The following is a 19,974-nucleotide window of genomic DNA, read 5'->3' as shown; positions in this document are numbered from 1 at the left end:
CATGACTGCCACCGAGATATAGCGGCAACTAGTGAAATCGTTCGGTGTCACGGCGCATGCGAATAATGGTGAAAACACCCTCTAACAGCTGGGTTTCGTCTGGAGAAGGACGTAATACAGACCTGAAAACGCGATTCCGCAGCCTTCCTCGAAAGCTGCGAGGAGCTGGAGCAATTGACAGGGAAGGCTTGGGAGGGCGAATTCGAACGGGTCTATGTCGGCGAAGCGGGTTTCTCGCTGGCGCCGCCTATTCGTAAGCGGCGAGCCCCTTCAGGCCCAGCCACGGAAGACCAGCCGACCGAAGGTCATGGACAGCGCTGTCCAGCTCGGGCCGGCTACTCCTGGCCGGGCTGGAGCACGATGAAGGCGCTCTTGTTCGTCGGGCTCCCGAGTCTGTGGCTGCGTCAGGCAAGCAAGCCGTTGGTCGTGGTGCTGGACAATGCCTCCATTTACACGGCCAAGGCGGTGCGCCCACTGCTCGAACTCCTTGAGTGCCAGGGCTTGACCCTGTGCTTCCCGCCGCCGTACTGCCCGGAGCTGAACCGGATCGAAATCCTCCGGCGCAAACCAAATACGAGTGGCGGCCCTTTCGCAAATACACGCGGGCCGATGAAGACTGCGGAGGCAGAGTGACAAAGACATCGAGCAAAGAACACTTTATCGGCCTGGAATGGCTGAGATTTCTATTAGGCTGCTATGTCATGGTGTATCACACGCTGCACTTGTATCCACAGCGCAACACCATTCCTTTTCTGGCGGAACTGACCAGCATGGGCTTTTTTGCCACCAGCACCTTCTTCGTGCTTTCCGGCTTTCTGCTGACTCATGTTTATTTCAACGGCAATCAGATGCGGGAGCCCGCGCGTTCATTCTGGGCCAAACGTTTTTTCAATCTTTACCCTATCCACATAGTCGCGCTGCTCTCCTCGATTCTGGTGGTCACCCTCATGCAATGGTGGGCGATCCCGCCCGAAGGCCAGGCCGCCAGCCTGCGCTTTGTGGTTTATGACACCAACGAGGAGCTGGGGCAGACCAACCCGGAAATCTTCCGCCACTACATGACCGACCCCCAGCTGGCATTCAATATCGTGCTGCAACTGTTGATGCTGCAGGCGTGGAACCCTTACTTCCTGACCTTCAACGCACCGCTGTGGTCGATTTCGACGCTGTTTTTCTTTTACCTGCTGTTTCCGCTGCTGGCTCCGCGCCTGCTGGCAGTGCGCAATAAGCAGCTGTGGTTTGCCATTCTGTGGTTGCTGTACCTGCTGCCACCGATCTGGGTTATCTGGCAACATCAGTACGGCATACCGTTCACCGGCCTGCTGCAGCGCGGTCCACTGTTCCGCCTGCCGGAGTTTCTTGCCGGGATAGTCTGCTACGGGATATTCCGCCAGCGCCGCGAGTCTGGCTTGCATCATTCCAGGCTACAGCGCTGGAGCATCGCATTGTTTATTCTCACCAGCTTCCTGATTGCCACCGCGCTATTCACCCACTCTGGCAAGCAGTTCTGGTATTTCCTGTTGCATAACGGCCTGCTGCTGCCGGCGCAGTGCCTGCTGGTCTATCTGAGCGCGCTGATGAGCACGCCGGACAGCTTCTGGCTGCGCCATTGGTTGCCACGGCTGGGGGCCGCTTCGCTGTCGATTTTTGCCCTGCATGTGCCGATATTCAACCTGTTCCGTACTGTGGAACAGTTCCTGCGCGGCGACCCACTCGGCTGCCTGAACAGCTGGGCAGGGTGCATCGCCGCCGCAGGCGAGGTCGAACTTTCCATCCCCGGCTACTTGATGTATCTGCTGCTGACTGTGTTCGTCTGCGTACTGTTCCAGGAGAGGTTTGTCGTGGGGGTGAGAAACTGGCTCACGCGACGTTTTTTGCCTGCAAAAGCGGGGCGGACGCAGAAGCTGAGTGCGACACGGTTACTGGATTGAGATTGGCGAAGTTGCACGACTTCATCGCCACCGCCGAAGACAAGCGATCGATCAAGCCCGCCGACTCAACGCTCTTGGCATATTGCAGTTATGCAACTGGCCGAAAAGTGAAGGGACTCAATCGTTGGTCATACCCGCGAGCCACGGCAGTCCGGGTAGTTCGAGCAGCTCCAGAATTGTGTGCCAGCCTGGCTGCCGCGCTTGAACGTGCGCCGTACCATAGGCGAGCGGCAGACTGGACAATGGCGGGGCGAGGACGCTGGAGCCGACCGGCTCGACGCACCGGAGATCCAGTAGCCCAGGGTTTCGCCATCGATCAGGGTCAGTTTGCAGCTGGCGGCGAATTGTCTGGCATCTTCGGTGAAGTGTCCCGAGGTCACCACGAAGCCACCCGCCGCCCCCTGCGCCGCCACCACCCCATAGAGCTCGCGCACCACCTTGACGCCGACCTTGAGGGCGCGCCACTGCTTGCACTGCACCAGAAACCGCTTGCGCCCCTTGCGCAGGACGAGGTCGACGCCGCCATCCGGTCCGGCGGCCCCGGTTTCCTCGACGGCATACCCCTGTCGACGGAAAACTTCCCCGACCAGACGCTCGAACTGCTGCCAGTCCATCCCATTCGCAACCGCCCTCGGATCGTTCAGCGCCTTGCGAAAGAGCCTGTTCCGCCACATACGTCTGCCAGTGGACACCAGCGCGCCCATGCCCAGCAGGCCGGGCAGCAGGTACTGCCCGATCATTGAAGCGACCGTGACTAGCGGGTCCAGGATCAGATCCGGATTTCGAGTCAGGTCCTGGGCCAGTTTTTCCAGGTCCGCCAGACTGCCGAGTGTGACCAGACTGTCCAAGGTGGGCAGCGGCCCCTGCTCCGCCAGGGGATGCAGAAACCACCAGGCGCCAAAGCCGGCAGGCATGCTCAGCCACCAGGGCAGGAGGGCACAGAGGCGGATCAGGCCTGTGACGGGCGAGCTATTTCTTCGGGGCAACGCGGGGCTCCTGTCTGGCGGTGATGCGCTGGTGTCCAGGAGCCTTGCCAGGGGGAAGATGCGGATCGGACGGATGGCGCTGCGGCCGTCCCTCCTGCCGCCAGTTCCCTGGCGGCGAGGCAAGCGCTGGACTGAATCACGGTCCGCGGGGGGTGAAATGAAATCGGGTTGCAAGACTACTGCAATATTACAGCCACTGGCCACAAAGCCTCGGCGCGCTCGGGCGAGCCGCAGCGCCCTGGTGCAGTACGTGCTGCCACGCTTCCAGATCGACACCACCAAGTTTTAGCCGAAGGCCACCGCCCTGCAGATCGGGGTGGCCAACCTGGAGGAATTCGAGCAGTAGCTGTACACGTAGGACACTTCCTCCCACTTTCTGCCGTGCGTTGTAAGCCATCGGCTATGCATGGAGTAGGCGGAAAGGGATTGGCGCCCCGCTTGCGCCTTACTGGCCAAATGCCAATCTCTTAAAAAGCCGAGGCTATTCTCTTTCATTGAGGCATAAGGAACGACCAGACAGGCATTTCCGGTCGCTTGTCCCGTCCGGCCGAAGCGTTAGTATCACTTTCGGGTCGACGGAGCGACACAGGCTGACAGGGATGACAGCCAGGGACATCGCAGGACGGCGATTCACCAGGATGGTGAACAAGGAAGATAGAAACAAACAAGGAGGCAGGGTTACCCTCGCCTCCTTTGTTTTGTCCGCGAAAAATTCTCCCGACCGGTGAACGCGCCGGCCGACTCGCTGTCGGAGCGCTCGGCCAGGCCCGCAAGCGGCTCCTCTCCGGAGTCCGCAACACACCATTCGCCGCCCCGGCGCGCCGTGACCACAGGCTTGCGCCAATCTCGCCTACACTACCTTCGCCTTGCCAACGCCAGTCCAGCGACGATCCGGCAGGATGGGATTTGCCCAAGTAGGGACCCAGGCATCGAGACATAAATAAATAGAAAGCACGGTCGGTCCGCCGGGATGCTGCCGCCAGCTAAGGACTCGGTTTGAACAGGCCGCTTTTTCATCATCTGCCTTGCGTTGCAGGTCTGCTCTGCGCGCTGCTGCTCGCCCCCCTCGCCAGCGCCGAGGGCAGGCAGTTCGCGCTGCTCGCCAAGCGGACCGATCAGCACTTCTTCATCCAGGCCGGCGAAGGCTGCGCCGAGGCCGCCGAAGCCGAGGGCGACACTTGTCTGTTGTTGGGCGCTTCGGGGCCAGCGCATTTCCGCCGGCAGAACGCAGCCCTGGCGCAAGCCCTCGACCGTGGGCTCGACGGTATCGCCCTGTCGGTGACCCATTCGCAGTGGCTGGCCAGGCACGCCCTGCAGCGGCTGGGCGAGACACCGCTGATCACTTTCGATTCGGATCTGGCGCCCGCCGAGCGGCATCTGCGCCGCGGCTATGTCGGTATCGACAACCTGGCCTTCGGCCGGCGGTTGGGCCTGCTCGCTCAGCGCTTCAGGCCCGCGGGCGGAAAATTGTGCATTCTCGGCAGCAGTCCGCAGGACACCAACCTGCGGGAGCGCCTCCAGGGCATCCGCCTGCAGCTGCGCGGCGCCCAGGGCGGCGGCGGCGCCGAACGGCTGGCCGGCGAGAACGGCTGGCGCGAGGTGGAGCGCTGTCCGCTGTATACCGCCGACAATCAGGAGAACGCACTGCTCCAGCTCGCCACCCTGCTGAAAGCCACGGAGTTCGATGCGATCGTCAGCGTCGGCAGCTGGCCGATCTACGAAGCCGATGCATTCCGCCAGCAGCTCGGCCCGCTGCTCGCTGAGCTCGGCAAGAAGGGCAGGCGCCCCGTCATCGTCATGACCGCCGACGAACCCGACGAGAAACAGCTCGCGCTGCTTGAGGACGGCCTGATACAGGCCTATCTGGGAGCGAAAAGTACCGAAATCGGCCGGCAGAGCTACTACATGCTGAAGCGTGCGGCACAGGGCGAGCCGGTCGCCGGGCAAGTCCTCGTTGGCAGCCAGCTCTACCTGCCCGGAAGTGCGCCGACAGACCCCTGAAGCGTCTATTCAGGCCGGCTGCACTCCCTCAGGCTCTGCAGGTCGGCCTCCAGGTGGCGCGGGATATAGTCGCGCAGGAACTCCACCCAAGTGCGGATCTTCGCATCCAGGTACCGCCGCGACGGGTACAGCGCGTAGACCCCCAGCGGATAGAGTGTGTGCTCGGGCAACACGCGCACCAGACTGCCGTTCTGCAGGCTTTCCAGCGCCGAGTAGATCGGCAGGGCACCGATCCCCATGCCAGCCTTGAGCGCCACGGTCATGGCATCGACGGTGTTGACCTGGAAGTGGGTCTGGCTGATGGTCACCAGCTCCTCGCCAGCGGGGCCTTCGAGCAGCCACTTGTCGAGGCTCATCACCGGATAGACCAGGCGCAGGCAGCGGTGCCCGGCCAGCTCGGCGGGCGCGCGGGGCTGGCCATGCCGGGCGATGTAGGCCGGCGAGGCGCAGAGCACGCTGTAGATGTTGCCGAGCTGTTTGGAGATGAAGCCGGAATCCGGCAGCTGCGGGGCGGTCACCACCGAGATGTCGTAGCCCTCCTCGAGAATGTCGGTGGTGCGATTGGCCAGGGTCAGGTCGAAGCTGACCTCCGGGTACTGCTCGCTGTATTCGGCGACGGCCTTGATCAGATAGTGATGGCCGATACCGGTCACCGCATGAACCTTCAGATTGCCGGCGGGGCGCGCATGGGCCTGGCTGGCCTCGGCCTCGGCCTCCTCGATATAGCCGAGGATCTGCTCGCAGCGCTGCAGGTAGCGCTGGCCGGCTTCGGTGAGGGCGATGCGCCGGGTAGTGCGGTGCAGCAGGCGGGTGCGCAGATGCGTCTCCAGGGAAGCGACCGCCCGCGAGACGTAGGAGGTGGTCAGGTCGCGGCGGGTCGCGGCGGCGGTGAAGCTGCCGGTTTCCGCCACGCAGACGAAGATGCGCATGTGGGAGAGGATGTCCATGGATCGCTGTTCTGCTGGATGACGAAGGGCCGGGCACGTCAGGGGCGCTCCGCCAGCCGCTCACGGGCAGGAAGTCTGCCAAGGATTATGGCTTTTTAGTACAGAATTCATCATCAAACTGTCGCCTTATTCTCCTGCGTGCACCCTCTTAAAATTGATCTGACTCAAGTTTCTCCGCCCTCCTCCCGCACATCAGGATAATTACAGTGCCTCGCAATCTGTGGTCGGGCCTCTGCCTGTCCAGTCTGCTCGCTGTGCTCTCGACGCTGTCCGGCTGCATCGACAGCCGTGGTATCGCCCCCCAGGCCGAGCGTCTGAACGACGCCAGGCTGCTCACCGACAAGATGCTCCGCAAGGCCGCCAGGGAGGCGCAATGGCCACGCGACCACTGGTGGCAGGCCTATGGCGATCCGCAGCTGGACGCCTGGGTCGAGCTGGTCCTGGCCGGCAGCCCGAGCCTGGCCGTGGCGGCCGCGCGGCTGCGTCAGGCCAGGGCGCTGGCCGGAGTCGCCGAGTCGGAGCATGCGCCGCAGGTGGAATTCGACGCCTCGATGCAGCGCAAGCGCTGGCCGGGCGACTATTTCTACGGCCCCGGCGTGCTCGGCCGCACCACCAGCTGGAACAACACCTCGGCGCTGGGCCTGAGCTACGACCTGGACCTCTGGGGCCGGCTGCGCAGCGACACCGAGCGGGCCCTGAGCCTCGCCGAGGTGGCGGCGACCGAGGAGCGCGCCGCGGCGCTGGAGCTGCAGAGCAACGTGGTTGCCACCTACATCCAGCTGGCCCTGCACCACGCCCGGCTGGACATCGCCGAGGCCGAACTCGAGCAGCGCGAACAGCTCTTGACCCTGGCCCGCGAACGCCTGGCGATCGGCCTCGGCACCCAGTTGGAGATCAGCGAGGCCGAGGCGCCGCTGCCGGAGGCCCACCGCCGGATCGACCTGATCCACGAGGCCATCGCCCTGACCCGCAACCAGCTGGCCGCCCTGGCGGGCAAGGGGCCGGGCGAAGGGGCGCGGCTCGCGCGGCCGAAGCTGTCGCTGCACGGCGAGCCCGCCCTGCCGTCGAACCTGCCGCTGGAGCTGCTCGGCCGGCGCCCGGACGTGGTGGCGCGGCGCTGGCAGGTGGCCGCCGAGGCGCGCGGCATCGAGGTGGCCAAGGCGGACTTCTACCCCAACGTCGACCTGCTGGCCAGCCTCGGCTCGGCCGCGGTGCAGGGCAGTCCGCTGAACGTCCTGCGCTACAACAACCTCACCTACAGCTTCGGCCCGGCCCTGAATCTGCCGGTGTTCGACGGCGGGCGTCGGCGCGGCCAGCTCGGCGCCGCCACGGCCGCCTACGACCTGGCCGTCGAGCAATACAACCAGACCCTGGTGGAGGCGCTCAAGAGCGTGTCCGACCAGTTGATCCGCCTGCATTCGCTGCACGAGCAGAAGATCTTCGTCGGCCACGGCCTGGAGACCGCCGAGCGCCGCTATCACCTGGCCGAGGAGGCCTACCGCCGCGGCCTGACCGACTACCGCGCGGTGCTCGAGGCGCAGACCCAGCTGTTCGACCAGCAGTTCCTCGAACAGCAGGTGCATGCCGCCCACCTGACCGCCCAGGCCAGGCTCTGGGTGGCGCTCGGTGGCGGTGTACTGGTGGAAGACAGCGGCCCTGCCGCCGGGCAACTGGACGCTCGCGAAGTCTCCCTGCACCTCCCCGGCCGTCACTGAGGAATCTCCATGAAAACCGTGGCTGACGCGCCGGTCGGCGCCTTCCGCCGTGCCCTGGGCGACTGGGCACTGAGCGAGGGGCTGACCTGGGTGTTCGTGTTCAAGGCCCTGCTGACCGCCTTCGTCGCCCTCTGGCTGGCCTATCGCCTGGAGCTGCCGCAGCCCAGCACCGTGCTGGCCACGGTGTTCATCGTCATGCAGCGGCAGAGCGGCGAAGTGCTGGCCAAGAGCTTCTACCGCATCGTCGGCACCCTGCTGGGCCTGGCGATGATGGTCACCCTGATCGCCCTGTTCAACCAGGAGCGCGTGCTGTTCCTGCTCTGCCTGGCGCTCTGGGTCGGCCTGTGCACCGCCGGCGCGGCGCGCTACCGGGATTTTCGCGGCTACGCCTGCGTGCTCGCCGGCTATACCGCGGTGATGATTGGCCTGCCGGCCACCCTCGACCCGGAAGGCGCCTTCATGCAGGCCCTGTGGCGGGTGCTGGAAATCACCGTGGGCATTCTCTGCACCGGCCTGGTGATGGGCCTGATCCTGCCGCAGACCAGCGGCGCCACCCTGCGTAGCACCCTCGCCACGCGCTTTCGCGATTTCGCCGGCTTCGCCTGCGCCGGACTGGCCGGCGAGCTCGAGCCGCAACGCATGGAAGAGATCAGCGCACGCTTCGCCGCCCAGGCGGTGGCCCTGGAGAACCTGCGCAACGCCAGCGCCTTCGAGGACCCGAGCATCCGCCTGCGCAGTGGTCGCCTGGCGCGCCTGAACAATGAGTTCATGGTGCTCTCGACGCGCTTCCACGCGCTCTACCAACTGCTCCAGCGCCTGCAGGGCGAGGCCGGCGACAGCGTGCTGGAGGCGCTGCAGCCATGCCTGGCGCCGGTCGGCGCGGAGCTCGCGCCGCTCGCCGGGCGCCTGTACAGCGAGCAGGATGCGGCGAACCTGGCCCAGGGCCTTGAGACCAGCCAACAGGTGCTGATGCAGCGCATCCGCGACGGCCGCCAGCAACTCGTCGAGCGGCAGGCCGAGGAGGCGCAGCTGACCGACTTCAACACCGCCGCCGAGTTGCTGTTCCGCTTCACCGACGACCTGCACGGCTATGCCCAGACCCAGGCCTCGCTAGCTGAGCAGCACCACAGCCGGGAAAAATGGAAGGGCAACTTCACTCCGCGGGCCAACGGCCTGGCCGCAGCGGTGGCGGGCATTCGCTGCGCCCTGCTGATCCTGCTGCTCAGCGCCTTCTGGCTGGCCAGCGCCTGGCCCAGCGGCAGCACCTTCGTGCTCACCGCGGGACTGGTCTCGGCACTCTGCTCGACCTCGGCCAACCCCGCACGCCTGAGCCGCCAGCTGCTGGTCGGCGCGAGCGGCAGCGCGGTGGTCGGCTTCGTCCTGCAGTTCTGGGTATTCCCCTGGCTGGACGGCTTCACCCTGCTCTACGCCTCGCTGGTGCCGGTGATCGCCTTCGGCGCCTTCCTCCTCGCCCGTCCGCAGCCCCTCGGCTACGGCGTCGGCCTGCTGATCTGGTTCTGCATGCTCGCCCTGCCGGCCAACCAGACCCACTACCTGCCCTATCGCTTCTTCAACGAGTCCCTGGCAGTGCTGGCTTCCATGGGCCTGGTGGTGGTGTCCATGCTGATCCTGCCGCCCGACCGCCCCTGGCTGTGGCGACGTCTGGAACAGGACCTGCGGATGCGCGTGGTGTTCGCCGTCAGCGGCAAGCTCAGGGGTCTGGTCGACGGCTTCGAGAGCGGCACCCGCGACCTGCTCAACCAGGCCTATGGTCTGGCGGCTCGGCAGCCGGAGGTACAGCGCCGGCTGCTGCGCTGGATGTTCGCCGTGCTGGAGATCGGCCATGCGGTGATCGAGCTGCGCCAGGAGCAGGCTGCGCTGCCGGACGAGCCCTGCTACGCCGAGGAAGCCCCCTGGCGGCTCGGCATCCGGGCGCTGGGCCGCGCGCTGGTGCGCCTGTTCATCCAGCCCGACGAGGCCAACCGGCTGCGCGCCCTGGCCGCGGTCGAGCAGGCTATCCAGGCGGTGCGCGACACCCCCGAGCCACGCCCGCCGCAATTCGACACCTCGCCGCTGCGCCGGGTCCTCAGCTACCTGCACTTCATCCGCAGCTCGCTGCTCGACCCCCGCTCGCCGCTGGCCGAGGGTTCCGCCAACGCTGCCGGGAGAGTCGTCCATGCCCCGTGAAATCGCCCTGTTCGGCGTCTACATGCCGAGCCTGACCCTGCTGTTCCTGGCCATCCTGGCCGGCGGCTGGGCCCTCGACCGGCTGGTCGCCTGGTGCGGCCTGTACCGCCACGCCTGGCACCCGACGCTGCTGCGCATGAGCCTGTTCACCTGCCTGTACGGGCTCCTCGCCCTGTACATCTACCGCTGATCGCCACCCCACATAGGCCCGGATATGTCCTGGAAAAAAGTCATCAGTGTCGTCTTTACCCTGCTGGTCGCCGCCGTGGCCGCCTACCTCGTGCGCACGCTGTGGGTGCACTACATGGATTCGCCGTGGACCCGCGACGGCCGGGTGCGCGCCGAGGTGATCAACATCGCCCCGGACGTCGCCGGCCTGGTGGTCGAGGTGGCAGTGAAGGACAACCAGCAGGTCAAAAAGGGCGACCTGCTGCTGCGCATCGACCCCGAGCACTACCGCCTGGCGGTGAAGCAGGCTGAGGCCCTGGTGGCCGCGCGCAAGGCCGAGCTGCAGATGAACCAGGAGAACGCTCGACGGCGGATCGACCTGGACGCGATGGTGGTGTCGCGCGAAAGCCGCATCAACGCCAGCCACCTGGCCCATGCCGCCCAGGCCGACTACCAGGAGGCGCTGGCGCAGCTCGACCTGGCCTGGCTCAACCTGGGCCGCACCGAGGTGCGCGCGCCGGTGGACGGCTACGTCACCAACCTCAACGTCTTCGAAGGCGACTTCGCCAACCGCGGCGAGCCGGCCCTGGCCCTGGTCGACAGCCACTCCTTCTACGTCTACGGCTACTTCGAGGAAACCCGCCTGCCGCTGATCCGCGTCGGCGACAAGGCCGAGCTGCGGCTGATGAGCGGCGAGCGCCTGAGCGGCCGGGTCGACAGCATCGCCCGCGGCATCTACGACCGCGACAACCCGGAAAGCCGCGAGCTGGTCGCCGACGTCAATCCGACCTTCAACTGGGTGCGCCTGGCCCGCCGGGTGCCGGTGCGAATCCATATCGACGAGGTGCCGCCGGAGGTGACCCTGGCGGCCGGCCTGACCTGCACGGTGATTGTCACTCCCAGCGCCGACACGCCGCGTCCGGTGCCGGATCGCTGGTAGGCTCGCCCCCGCCATCGCCAGCCAGCTGGTTCCTGCCACTGGCGCCGCCGATCTTGGGGATTGACCGGTCACTTTCGTATGACTTCGAAGACACCCAATAAAATCGACTCGTCATAACCAACAGAAAAACAGGCCGCTCCTTTCCGGAAACTTCCCCCTCCTCACCCGACGACTTCCGCCATCACTTTTCCGCCCCCGAAAAGCCTTCAGCGAATATATTCATACGCAACTTCTCACTACTGCCACCGACGAAAAAGGCGGCGCGCATTGTTGCGCATGCGTATATCAGCTATCGGAAAATACCGGCCAAAATGGGCAACAAATGCGCCTTTCCAGGTTTCCGGGGCCTTGGCGGTCTGTTGGCATGGTATTGCATACGGCCATTGTTGCTCATCCGCTCAACAGTCCTTGTTGTTATTGCCTATGTAATGCTTTTTTCACAAGTTCTAAAATGAACTCACCTTCCGGAAAGAAGTTACCAAACCGGAAGCAACCCATTGCCCAACAGCAGCATTCACAAGTTGGACACATACTTCACCCGGCTCATGCGAGGCCGGGCAAGTTCTCGATAAAGTTTCGCTCTATAGGTGATCTTCGATGAAAGCGTTAGCCTTGCTGGCTTTGGCTGGGGTTTCGTGCATGGTGGCGGCCGACGAACAGCCGACGACCGCGAACAACCCGGAAACGTTGGAAGTTGAACGCTACGAATATGCGATGGATCTGGATATTGCTCGGGTCATCAAGAGCCCCGATATCCCGGATGTCTGCGGGGTCGTGCCGGTGCAGATGACCTATGAGGACCACCAGGGCAAGCGCCATATCCTGGAATACCTGGTCATGGGCAAGGGCTGCCTGAACGGCTGACCGCCCGCGCTCCGGCAGCATAGGCATCTGCATATCTCATCGCCTTCGGGGAGTTCTTGATCCAAGGGCTTGCCGGGCAAAGGCAGTAAGCTCCTCAGGCGTGTAATGCTCCAGGGTGTCGCACATGGCCAACAGCTGATACAGGCCTGCCAGCAGAGCAGGTCTCGCTCTCTGCACGCATCAGACGAGCCGGCAAGGGAGCAGCCGCTTGCACAGGTACCCGTTTCCCCGTGCCCTCCCGGCGCTTGGGTTTGGCCGGTCGCGTCAGGGCAACCCGTGTTTCGGCCAGCCACTGGACCGCTGGCGTGCCCTGATACGCTACAGGACGGGTCTCCTTGAAGGCCACCTCACGCAGTGACCACGATCGATCCGCCTGGCGCACCCGGGAACCCGCCTTGACCCGCACCAGCCAGTGCCACCCCTGGGCAGACCACGCGCGCCGGTGAGCGACCGAATCGCCTTCGCGATCGACCCTATGCCTCAGGGGGCGGTCGAAGGCTTGCTGCTCCAACCAGCTCATTCGCTGCGATAGCTCATCCAGGTGTGGCATTAGCGGCTGCACTTCAGTCGTGCGTGTACTCAGCAGGCCGTCGGCCGTACTCAAGTTCTGCGCCGGCGAACAGATCGGCGCACCGTCGCGGTCAGCCACCAGCAGGCTGCTTTGCAGCTCGTACCCCACATCGTATTGATAGTAGTGGCTTGACCAGATCGACCGGCTGGACGCGGTCGTTGTGCAGAAACCGCCACAGGGCCTGTGTGTGCGAAGACCTTGTCGCCCTGGGGCAGGGCTTTCATGCCTGCTGACAGCGCCGATAGCGCGTTACAGTGGCCCATGACCAATTTTTCGTACCGTTTTTACCCCTCGGACCTCAAGCCCGAGAGATTCAAATCCATGCGGCTTATTTGTAACCCAAGACCGAGATGTGTAGATACCCATGCCTATCGAGCAGGGGGAATACGAGCGAAGCGGTTACACTCCCCCCTGCTGATCGCCGGCGAATAAACCGCCCCGGACGCAACCGGCCGGCCGCTCTCTCGAGTAGGGCGGCCCGCCTTGTCAAATCCACAACCAGCTGCTGGCATGAAGATAGCCGTGCGGTCGATGCTGCAATGGCCGCTTTTCAACCTGGAATACGAGGGAGCGAAGATGCAGAGGAAAGATCTGCCGGGATGGCTGCTGGCCGCCGGTCTGGGACTTGCCGCACCACTTGGCATGGCGGCACAGGACGAGGTGAGCGCAGAACAGGTGATAGCCGCCCTGGAGGACACCTTCGGCGTGACGCCGGGCGAACGGCGCAATCATATCAAGGGGACCTGTGCAGTCGGCGAGTTCGTCGGCCTGCCCGCTGCGGCCGCCTGGTCACGCTCGGCGCTGTTTTCCGGCAAGCCCGTGCCGGTCATCGCGCGCTTCTCGCTGCCGGGCGGCAACCCCAAGGTACCCGACACGGCGAAGAGCGCCCGGGGCATGGCTCTGGAGTTCAAGCTCGGCGACGGCCGCCTGCAGCACATGACCATGCTCAACACCCCGGTATTCGGCGCGGCGCACCCCAGGACCTTCCTCGATCTGATCGTCGCCCTGAAGCCTGACCCGGCCACCGGCAAACCCGACCCGGCCAAGCTCGAAGCCTTCAAAGCCAGCCACCCGGACAGCCTGGCGCAGGCGCAGTTTCTGAGCGAACACAACCCGCCACCTAGCTTCGTCAACAGCAGCTACTTCGGCATCCACACGTTCAAGTTCATCGACAGCACCGGCAAGACCACGCTGGTGCGCTGGCGCTTCGTGCCCCAGGACGGGGAGCAGCGCCTCTCCGACGAGGAGCTGAAGAGCCTGCCGGCCAACTTTCTCGAGGAGCGGCTGATCGAGCGCACCGCTCAGGGCCCGGTGCGCTGGGACATGCTGGTGAGCATCGGCCAGCCCGGCGACCCGGAGCACGACCCGACGGTGGCCTGGCCGGAAAACCGCGAGCAGGTGAAGGTCGGCACCCTGACCCTGAGCGCGGCGGTGCCGCAGAAGGGCGCCGCGTGCGAGGAAATCAATTTCGATCCGCTGGTGATGGCCGAGGGCATCGCCCCAACCGACGACCCGATCCTGCTGTTCCGCTCGCCATCCTATGCGGTTTCCTTCGCCAAGCGACTGGGCGGGCAGTAACGGAACACCCGCCATACCGGCGTCCGCGCCATCAGCGAAGCGGCTAGGACGCCCCAGCCCGACCTCGTGGAAAGCGGCCTCGCCAACCTGGTCCAATCCGGCCCGCTGTCTCCCGCTGCAGGCTCTTTGAGCGCAACGGCAGACTGGGCGAGAATCCTGACTTTCCCATAGGCTCGCCGGAGGTGGCGTCGTGGAGCAGCTGAAACAGAAAATCCTCGAGCAAGGCAGCGTGCTCTCGGAGCAGGTACTGAAGGTGGATGCCTTCCTCAATCATCAGGTCGATCCGCTACTGATGCAGCAGATCGGCCGGGAATTCGCCCGACGCTTTCGCGACCTGGGCATCGACAAGGTCGTCACCATCGAGGCCTCGGGCATCGCGCCGGCGCTGATGGCCGCGCTGGAGCTGGGCGTGCCGCTGGTCTTCGCCCGCAAGCACCGCTCGCTGACCCTGACCGACAACCTGCTGACCGCCCAGGTCTACTCCTTCACCCGGCAGGTGGAGAGCACCGTGGCCGTTTCCGCCAGCCATCTGGCGGCTGGCGAGCGGGTGCTGATCGTCGACGACTTCCTGGCCAATGGCCAGGCTGCACTGGGCCTGGCGTCCATCGTCCGCGAGGCCGGGGCGCGGCTGCTCGGGATCGGCATCGTCATCGAGAAGTCCTTCCAGCCCGGCCGTCGGGCGCTGGAGGAGCAGGGCTATCGGGTCGAATCCCTGGCGCGGATCGCCTCGCTCGCGGGTGGCCAGGTACGCTTTATGGAGTGAGCAGAAACGACGAAGCCGCCCGCAGGCGGCTTCGTCTCCGGCCAGCTCGCGATCAGAGACCGGACATCTTGCCGATGGCGTCCTTCAGCTCGTCGTCCGAGCAGTCGGCGCAGGTGCCTTTCGGCGGCATGGCGTTGAAGCCGGCGATCGCCGACTGGAGCAGGCCGTCGAGACCGCCCTTGGCATCGGCACGGGCCTTCCAGTCGGCGCTGTCGCTGACTTTCGGCGCGTTCAGCAGGCCGGTGCCGTGGCAGGCGTTGCAGAACTTGGCGACAACCTCATCGCCAGTGCGCGCAGCACCGCCGCTGGCGCCGGCGGCAACGGCGCCGATGCCCTCGCATTCCTGACCGGCCACGCAGACTTCACCGACCGGCTTGAGACGCTCGGCGATTTCCTCGTTGGTCGCGGCCTGAGCGCTCGCCGCCCACAGGGCCAACACAGCGACCGGTGCCGCCAACATCTTGATCAGATTCACCCTTACCCCCCTCATCGTGGCTGGTTACGTGCGCCCGCGGCCACGGGTTTTCGCGAGCGGGCGGGAGTATAACCTTATGAAAGGCAGGCTGAAATAAGTGGATACAAGGCAGACATGCGGCACGGGAGCACCACCGCGCCGCTCAGAAATGCGCCGGAGTGGAGGCGCTGATCAGCCGCGCCGGGGTTCCGAAGGAGTTGCGGAAGCGGTGTGGCTGGCCAGCGACGAGGTAGTAGCTGTCGCCGCTTTCGAGGATGTGCAGCTGCTCGCCGACTTGCAGCTCCAGGCGCCCCTCGACGAGGATGCCGGCTTCCTCGCCCTGGTGGACGAGCAGCGCCTCGCCGCTATCGGCTCCCGGCGGGTAGGTCACCGAGAGGAAGGCGAGTGCCCGGTCGGGATGGTCCCGGCCGACCAGGCGCATGCTCAGCGGCCCGCGGGACAGCTCGGCCTGCTCGGCGGCACGATAGACCACCGGAGGGCAAGTTTCCACGACGAGGTCGTGGGAGAAGAACTCCATCAGCGACATGGGAATGCCGCCGAGAACCTTCTTCAGGGAGCTGATCGAGGGGCTGACACTGTTCTTCTCGATCATCGAGATGGTGCTGTTGGTGACGCCCGCACGCTTGGCGAGTTCACGCTGGGAGAGGCCTTTGAGCTTGCGTATGGATTGCAGTCGAATGCCGACGTCCAAGGCGGGAATCCTCTCGGGGGCCTGAACAAGTTGTGGCTAATGATGGCAATGGCGTTCAGTATTTACAACGCTCTGCCGCAAATTCCATTCAGCCCTGCCAGGACCGGGCGACCCGCCGCACATTGCAGAACAGTTGGTAGGCGATGGTGCCGGCCGCCGTCGCCACCGCAGCGGCCGACACCTGGGCGCCCCACAGTTCGACCCGGCTGCCAAGGCCGGCCCGGGGCAGGTCGGTGAGGTCCACGGTGAGCATGTCCATCGACACCCGGCCGATCAGCCGCGCCGGCTGGCCGTCGATGGCAACCGGCGTGCCGCCCGGCGCATGCCGCGGATAGCCGTCGGCATAGCCCAGAGCGACCACCCCGACGCGCGTCGGCCGCTGGCTGACGAAGTGCGCGCCATAGCCCACCGGCTCGCCGGCCGGCAGGTCGCGCACGCTGATGATCCTCGACTCCAGGGTCATCACCGGCTGCAGGCGCGCCGCCTGTTCCTGATACTGCTCGAAGGGCGTGGCGCCGTAGAGCATGATCCCCGGCCGCAGCCATTCGTTGTCCTGGCCGCGGCGGAACAGCTGCGGCCAGCCAAGCAGCGCCGGCGAATTGCGCAGGCTGAACTCCGCCGAAAGACCGCCGGTCGCCGCCTCGAACTGCGCCAGCTGCTCGGCGACCCGCGGGCAGTCCAACTCGTCGGCCCTGGCGAAATGGCTCATGGTGACGATCTTCGCCGCCTTGCCGCTGGCCAGGAGGCGCGCATAGGCCGCCCGGTAGTCGGCCGCCGCGAAGCCAACCCGGTGCATGCCGGAGTCGAGCTTCAGCCAGCAGGTCAGCGGCCGCGCCAGAGGCGTGCGCTCGATGGCTTCCAGCTGCCAGGGCGAATGCACCACGCACCACAGCCCGTGGCGCTCGATCAGGCCCAGTTCCTCCGCCTCGAAGAAGCCCTCCAGCAGCAGGATCGGCGCGGCGATGCCGGCCTCGCGCAGCTCCAGCGCCTCCTCGATGCAGGCCACCGCGAAGCCGTCGGCCTCCGCCTCCAGGGCCTGGGCGCAGCGCACCGCGCCGTGCCCGTAGGCGTCGGCCTTGACCACCGCCAGGGCCTTGGCACCACTCAGCTCACGGGCCAGACGGTAGTTGTGACGCAGAGCGGCGAGGTCGATCAGGGCACGGGCAGGACGCATGGCGGGGTATTCGTCTCGGACGGGAAAGGATTAGGGCAGTGCGGCGACGACCGCCATCTCCACCCGGGCATCGGAGCTGTACAGCCGGGCCTCGACACAGGCCCGCGCCGGCGCGCAGCCGGCCGGCAGCCAGGCGTCCCACACCGCGTTGAGGCCAGCGTAGTCGGTGGCCATGTCTTTCAGGTAGATGGTCACCGATAGCAGCCGCGACCTGTCGCTGCCGGCCTCGGCGAGCAGTCGGTCGACGTTGGCCAGGGTCTGCCGGGTCTGTTCCTCGATGCCGCCGCCGTAGTCGTCGGCCAGTTGCCCGGCCAGGTAGACAGTGCCGTTGTGGACGACGATTTCGCTGTAGCGCGCTTCAGTTCGCAGGCGCCGGATGGACATGGGTGGAGTTCTCCTGGGAATTGCCGTAGCGGGAAATGTCGAGGCCCGCGGCGCTGATCTGCGGGCGCTTGCGCGCCAGCAGGTCAGCCAGCAGGCGGCCGGAGCCGCAGGCCATGGTCCAGCCCAGTGTACCGTGCCCGGTGTTGAGGAACAGGTTGCGGTAGCGGGTCGCTCCCACGATCGGCGTGCCGTCCGGGGTGGCCGGACGCAGGCCGGTCCAGAACTCGGCGCGGGCCAGGTCGCCGCCGCGCGGGTAGAGGTCGCCTACCACCAGCTCGAGCGTCTCGCGCCGGTGCGGATCGAGGGACAGGTCGAAGCCGGCGAGCTCGGCTATGCCGCCGACACGGATGCGCGCATCGAAGCGGGTGATGGCGACCTTGTAGGTCTCGTCGAGGATGGTCGAGGTCGGCGCCATGGCCGGATCGACGATGGGAATGGTCAGCGAGTAGCCCTTCAGTGGGTAGATCGGCGCGCGGATGCCCAGCGGCGCGAGCAGCTGTGGCGAGTAGCTGCCGAGGGCCAGCACGTAGTGGTCGGCGTGCTCCAGCCGGCCGTCGATCCGCACGCCGGCGATGCGCTCGCCATCGCTCTCCAGGCGCTCGACGTGCTGCCCGAAGCGGAACTCCACACCAAGCGCAGCGGCCATTTCCGCCAGGCGGATGGTGAACAGGTGGCAGTCGCCGGTCTGGTCGTTGGGCAGTCGCAGGGCGCCGGCGAGCCGGTCTGCGACGCCGGCCAGGGCAGGCTCGACACGGGCGATGCCGGCGCGGTCGAGCAGCTCATAGGGCACTCCGGAACGCTCCAGCACGGCGATATCCTTGGCCGCGGCGTCCAGCTGCCGCTGGCTGCGAAACAGCTGGGTGGTACCCAGCTGACGGCCCTCGTAATCGATACCGGTCTCGGCACGCAGCTCATCGAGGCAGTCGCGGCTGTACTCGGACAGGCGCACCATGCGCTCCTTGTTCAGCGCGTAGCGCTCAGCGGTACAGTTTCGCAGCATCTGCGCCAGCCAGAGGTACTGGCGGGGGTCGGCGGTCGGCCTGATGGCCAGCGGCGCATGGCGCTGCAGCAGCCACTTGAGGGCCTTGAGCGGCACCCCGGGCGCCGCCCAGGGCGAGGCGTAGCCGGGCGACACCTGGCCGGCGTTGGCGAAGCTGGTTTCCATGGCCGGCGCGGCGGCGCGATCGACCACCACCACCTCGAAACCGGCCCAGGCCAGATAGTAGGCAGTGGTCGTGCCGATCACCCCGCTGCCAAGTACCAGTACGCGCATGACGGTCTCCCCCTCCTGCGAGCTGTAAAACCTTGAATGTCTGCAGTATAAAAAGCCGCAGCCAGCGGCTTTCACTATTTGAAAGTCTATATTCAGGTGTTTTTTCAAGAGCGGGCGCCTGCGCCCGGAGAATCCATCGTGAGAACCCAGCATCAGAGCCGCCGCGAGCTGGACCGGATCGACCGGCACATCCTGCGCCTCCTGCAGCAGGAGGGGCGCATCTCCCTCACCGAGCTGGGCGAGCGGGTCGGCCTGTCCACCACCCCCTGCACCGAGCGGGTCCGCCGCCTGGAGCGCGAGGGCTTCATCCTCGGCTATGCGGCGCGGCTGAATCCGCAGTACCTGAAGGCCGGCCTGCTGGTGTTCGTGGAGATCAGCCTGGCCTACAAGTCCGGTGACATCTTCGAGGAGTTCCGCCGGGCGGTGCTGAAGCTGCCCCAGGTGCTGGAATGCCACCTGGTATCCGGCGACTTCGACTACCTGCTCAAGGCGCGCATCTCGGAGATGGCCTCCTACCGCAAGCTGCTCGGCGACATCCTGCTGAAGCTGCCCCATGTGCGCGAGTCGAAGAGCTATATCGTCATGGAAGAGGTCAAGGAAAGCCTGGAGCTGCCAGTGCCGGATTGAATCGACTCCAACTATCCCGACGATCCGGCCACGACATCATCCTGCGGCGCCTATTTGCCCAAGTATTGGCCGCCATGCGGGATGTCGAGATAGGCTCTCTCTCGCTTGATATCAGGACCCAGATGAGCAAAGCGTGAGGCAGGAATACATCCATTGGTTAAATCGGATACGAGCGAGCCGAGATTATATTCCTGCCAATGGATAAGCACTTACAGAAAATTAACCCGATATTTATCGCCATAGCCCGACAGCACCCGATGCACATGGCTGCAGAGCGATTGGAAGCTCCGGTAGGCGCTCAGGGGCAGCCATTCGTACTTGCTCTTCCGCCAGAGCATCTCGATCAGGTTGAGTTCAGGCGAGTACGGAGGCAGGAAAATCACGTGGACTCGTTGTGCCCGCCACTCCACCCGCTTGCGCTGAAACAAGGCGGAGCGATGGGGGCTGGCATTGTCGAGCACGACGATCGCAAAGGCGTCGGGCGACTTCTGCTCGATCAGGCGGTCGAAGGCTTCGATGACCACCTCCGTCGTCGCGGTAGCGGTCGTCGTGTGATGGATCAGCTTGCCCTGGCGACTCAGCAAGCCCTGCACGTTCAGGCGTCGGCTACGCGAGAAGGCCGGCAGTTCCAGCGGTTGGCCCACGGAGCTCCAGGCGTAAGGCAAGGCGGATCTTTGCGAAAACCCGGACTCGTCGAAA

General features: G+C 65.4%; 19 protein-coding genes. 11 read left to right on the top strand and 8 right to left on the bottom strand.

Going from position 1 to position 19,974, the window contains the following annotated elements; genetic code table 11:
- The first annotated feature begins 174 nt into the window (after positions 1–174).
- Both ACYVD0_RS21630 and ACYVD0_RS21625 read left to right on the top strand, forming a co-directional pair.
- On the top strand, positions 175–633 hold the full coding sequence (locus tag ACYVD0_RS21630) for a transposase (protein ID WP_460428717.1): 459 nt from the start codon (positions 175–177) through the stop codon (positions 631–633).
- On the top strand, positions 630–1,931 hold the full coding sequence (locus ACYVD0_RS21625) for an acyltransferase family protein (RefSeq protein WP_460428716.1): 1,302 nt from the start codon (positions 630–632) through the stop codon (positions 1,929–1,931). Before ACYVD0_RS21630 ends, ACYVD0_RS21625 begins: the two co-directional genes overlap by 4 nt.
- 128 nt (positions 1,932–2,059) lie before the next feature.
- On the opposite strand, the gene ACYVD0_RS21620 is transcribed toward ACYVD0_RS21625, so the two are convergent.
- Complete coding sequence (locus ACYVD0_RS21620) at positions 2,060–2,917, bottom strand: restriction endonuclease (protein WP_460428715.1); 858 nt, start codon at positions 2,915–2,917, stop codon at positions 2,060–2,062.
- A 996-nt stretch (positions 2,918–3,913) separates the two neighbouring features.
- Between ACYVD0_RS21620 and ACYVD0_RS21615 the strand changes: the two genes are divergently transcribed.
- Positions 3,914–4,918, top strand: a complete 1,005-nt coding sequence (locus ACYVD0_RS21615) for a substrate-binding domain-containing protein (protein WP_460428714.1) — start codon at positions 3,914–3,916, stop codon at positions 4,916–4,918.
- A 5-nt stretch (positions 4,919–4,923) separates the two neighbouring features.
- Here the strand turns inward: ACYVD0_RS21615 and ACYVD0_RS21610 are convergent, their stop codons facing one another.
- Positions 4,924–5,865 (bottom strand): LysR family transcriptional regulator, encoded by a 942-nt coding sequence (locus ACYVD0_RS21610; protein ID WP_460428713.1) that lies wholly within the window; start codon positions 5,863–5,865, stop codon positions 4,924–4,926.
- A 206-nt stretch (positions 5,866–6,071) separates the two neighbouring features.
- Here ACYVD0_RS21610 and ACYVD0_RS21605 point away from each other — a divergent pair, with 206 nt between their 5' ends.
- The 7 genes from ACYVD0_RS21605 to ACYVD0_RS21575 all read left to right on the top strand — a co-directional run bounded on the left by ACYVD0_RS21605 (position 6,072) and on the right by ACYVD0_RS21575 (position 14,651).
- Positions 6,072–7,580 carry an outer membrane factor lipoprotein domain-containing protein gene (locus ACYVD0_RS21605; RefSeq protein ID WP_460428712.1) on the top strand — a complete coding sequence of 503 codons (1,509 nt, stop codon included), beginning with the start codon at positions 6,072–6,074 and terminating at the stop codon, positions 7,578–7,580.
- Between the two features lie 9 nt (positions 7,581–7,589).
- On the top strand, positions 7,590–9,767 hold the full coding sequence (locus ACYVD0_RS21600) for an FUSC family protein (RefSeq protein WP_460428711.1): 2,178 nt from the start codon (positions 7,590–7,592) through the stop codon (positions 9,765–9,767).
- The gene (locus tag ACYVD0_RS21595; protein ID WP_460428710.1) at positions 9,757–9,957 is read left to right on the top strand and encodes a DUF1656 domain-containing protein; all 201 of its coding nucleotides are present in this window, start codon (positions 9,757–9,759) and stop codon (positions 9,955–9,957) included. Before ACYVD0_RS21600 ends, ACYVD0_RS21595 begins: the two co-directional genes overlap by 11 nt.
- Positions 9,958–9,981: 24 nt before the next feature.
- Positions 9,982–10,875, top strand: a complete 894-nt coding sequence (locus tag ACYVD0_RS21590) for an HlyD family secretion protein (protein ID WP_460428709.1) — start codon at positions 9,982–9,984, stop codon at positions 10,873–10,875.
- Positions 10,876–11,472: 597 nt separating this feature from the next.
- Positions 11,473–11,739 (top strand): DUF2790 domain-containing protein, encoded by a 267-nt coding sequence (locus ACYVD0_RS21585; protein ID WP_460428708.1) that lies wholly within the window; start codon positions 11,473–11,475, stop codon positions 11,737–11,739.
- A 1,147-nt stretch (positions 11,740–12,886) separates the two neighbouring features.
- A complete protein-coding gene (locus ACYVD0_RS21580) occupies positions 12,887–13,888 on the top strand; it encodes a catalase family peroxidase (protein ID WP_460428707.1) in 1,002 nt (333 codons plus the stop codon).
- 190 nt (positions 13,889–14,078) lie between these two features.
- On the top strand, positions 14,079–14,651 hold the full coding sequence (locus tag ACYVD0_RS21575; RefSeq protein WP_460428706.1) for a xanthine phosphoribosyltransferase: 573 nt from the start codon (positions 14,079–14,081) through the stop codon (positions 14,649–14,651).
- Between the two features lie 52 nt (positions 14,652–14,703).
- Here ACYVD0_RS21575 and ACYVD0_RS21570 read toward each other — a convergent pair whose 3' ends face one another.
- The 5 genes from ACYVD0_RS21570 to dadA all read right to left on the bottom strand — a co-directional run bounded on the left by ACYVD0_RS21570 (position 14,704) and on the right by dadA (position 18,648).
- Entirely contained in the window at positions 14,704–15,117 is a 414-nt protein-coding gene (locus tag ACYVD0_RS21570) for a c-type cytochrome (protein ID WP_460428737.1), read from the bottom strand.
- Between the two features lie 151 nt (positions 15,118–15,268).
- Entirely contained in the window at positions 15,269–15,817 is a 549-nt protein-coding gene (locus ACYVD0_RS21565; protein ID WP_460428705.1) for a cupin domain-containing protein, read from the bottom strand.
- An 88-nt stretch (positions 15,818–15,905) separates the two neighbouring features.
- Positions 15,906–16,991: a type III PLP-dependent enzyme domain-containing protein gene (gene alr, locus ACYVD0_RS21560; RefSeq protein ID WP_460428704.1), complete on the bottom strand. Its 1,086-nt coding sequence runs from the start codon at positions 16,989–16,991 to the stop codon at positions 15,906–15,908.
- Between the two features lie 30 nt (positions 16,992–17,021).
- A complete protein-coding gene (locus tag ACYVD0_RS21555) occupies positions 17,022–17,375 on the bottom strand; it encodes a RidA family protein (RefSeq protein WP_460428703.1) in 354 nt (117 codons plus the stop codon).
- On the bottom strand, positions 17,350–18,648 hold the full coding sequence (gene dadA, locus ACYVD0_RS21550; RefSeq protein WP_460428702.1) for a D-amino acid dehydrogenase: 1,299 nt from the start codon (positions 18,646–18,648) through the stop codon (positions 17,350–17,352). Before dadA ends, ACYVD0_RS21555 begins: the two co-directional genes overlap by 26 nt.
- A gap of 138 nt (positions 18,649–18,786) precedes the next feature.
- Here dadA and ACYVD0_RS21545 point away from each other — a divergent pair, with 138 nt between their 5' ends.
- The gene (locus ACYVD0_RS21545) at positions 18,787–19,275 is read left to right on the top strand and encodes an Lrp/AsnC ligand binding domain-containing protein (RefSeq protein WP_460428701.1); all 489 of its coding nucleotides are present in this window, start codon (positions 18,787–18,789) and stop codon (positions 19,273–19,275) included.
- Positions 19,276–19,484: 209 nt separating this feature from the next.
- Here ACYVD0_RS21545 and ACYVD0_RS21540 read toward each other — a convergent pair.
- The coding region (locus tag ACYVD0_RS21540; protein ID WP_460428700.1) for an IS630 family transposase at positions 19,485–19,974 on the bottom strand (490 nt) is incomplete at its 5' end.

This window comes from Azotobacter armeniacus (assembly GCF_054779355.1).
The sequence above is the reverse complement of the archived record's forward strand: the minus strand, read 5'-3'. Positions and strand labels throughout refer to the sequence as shown.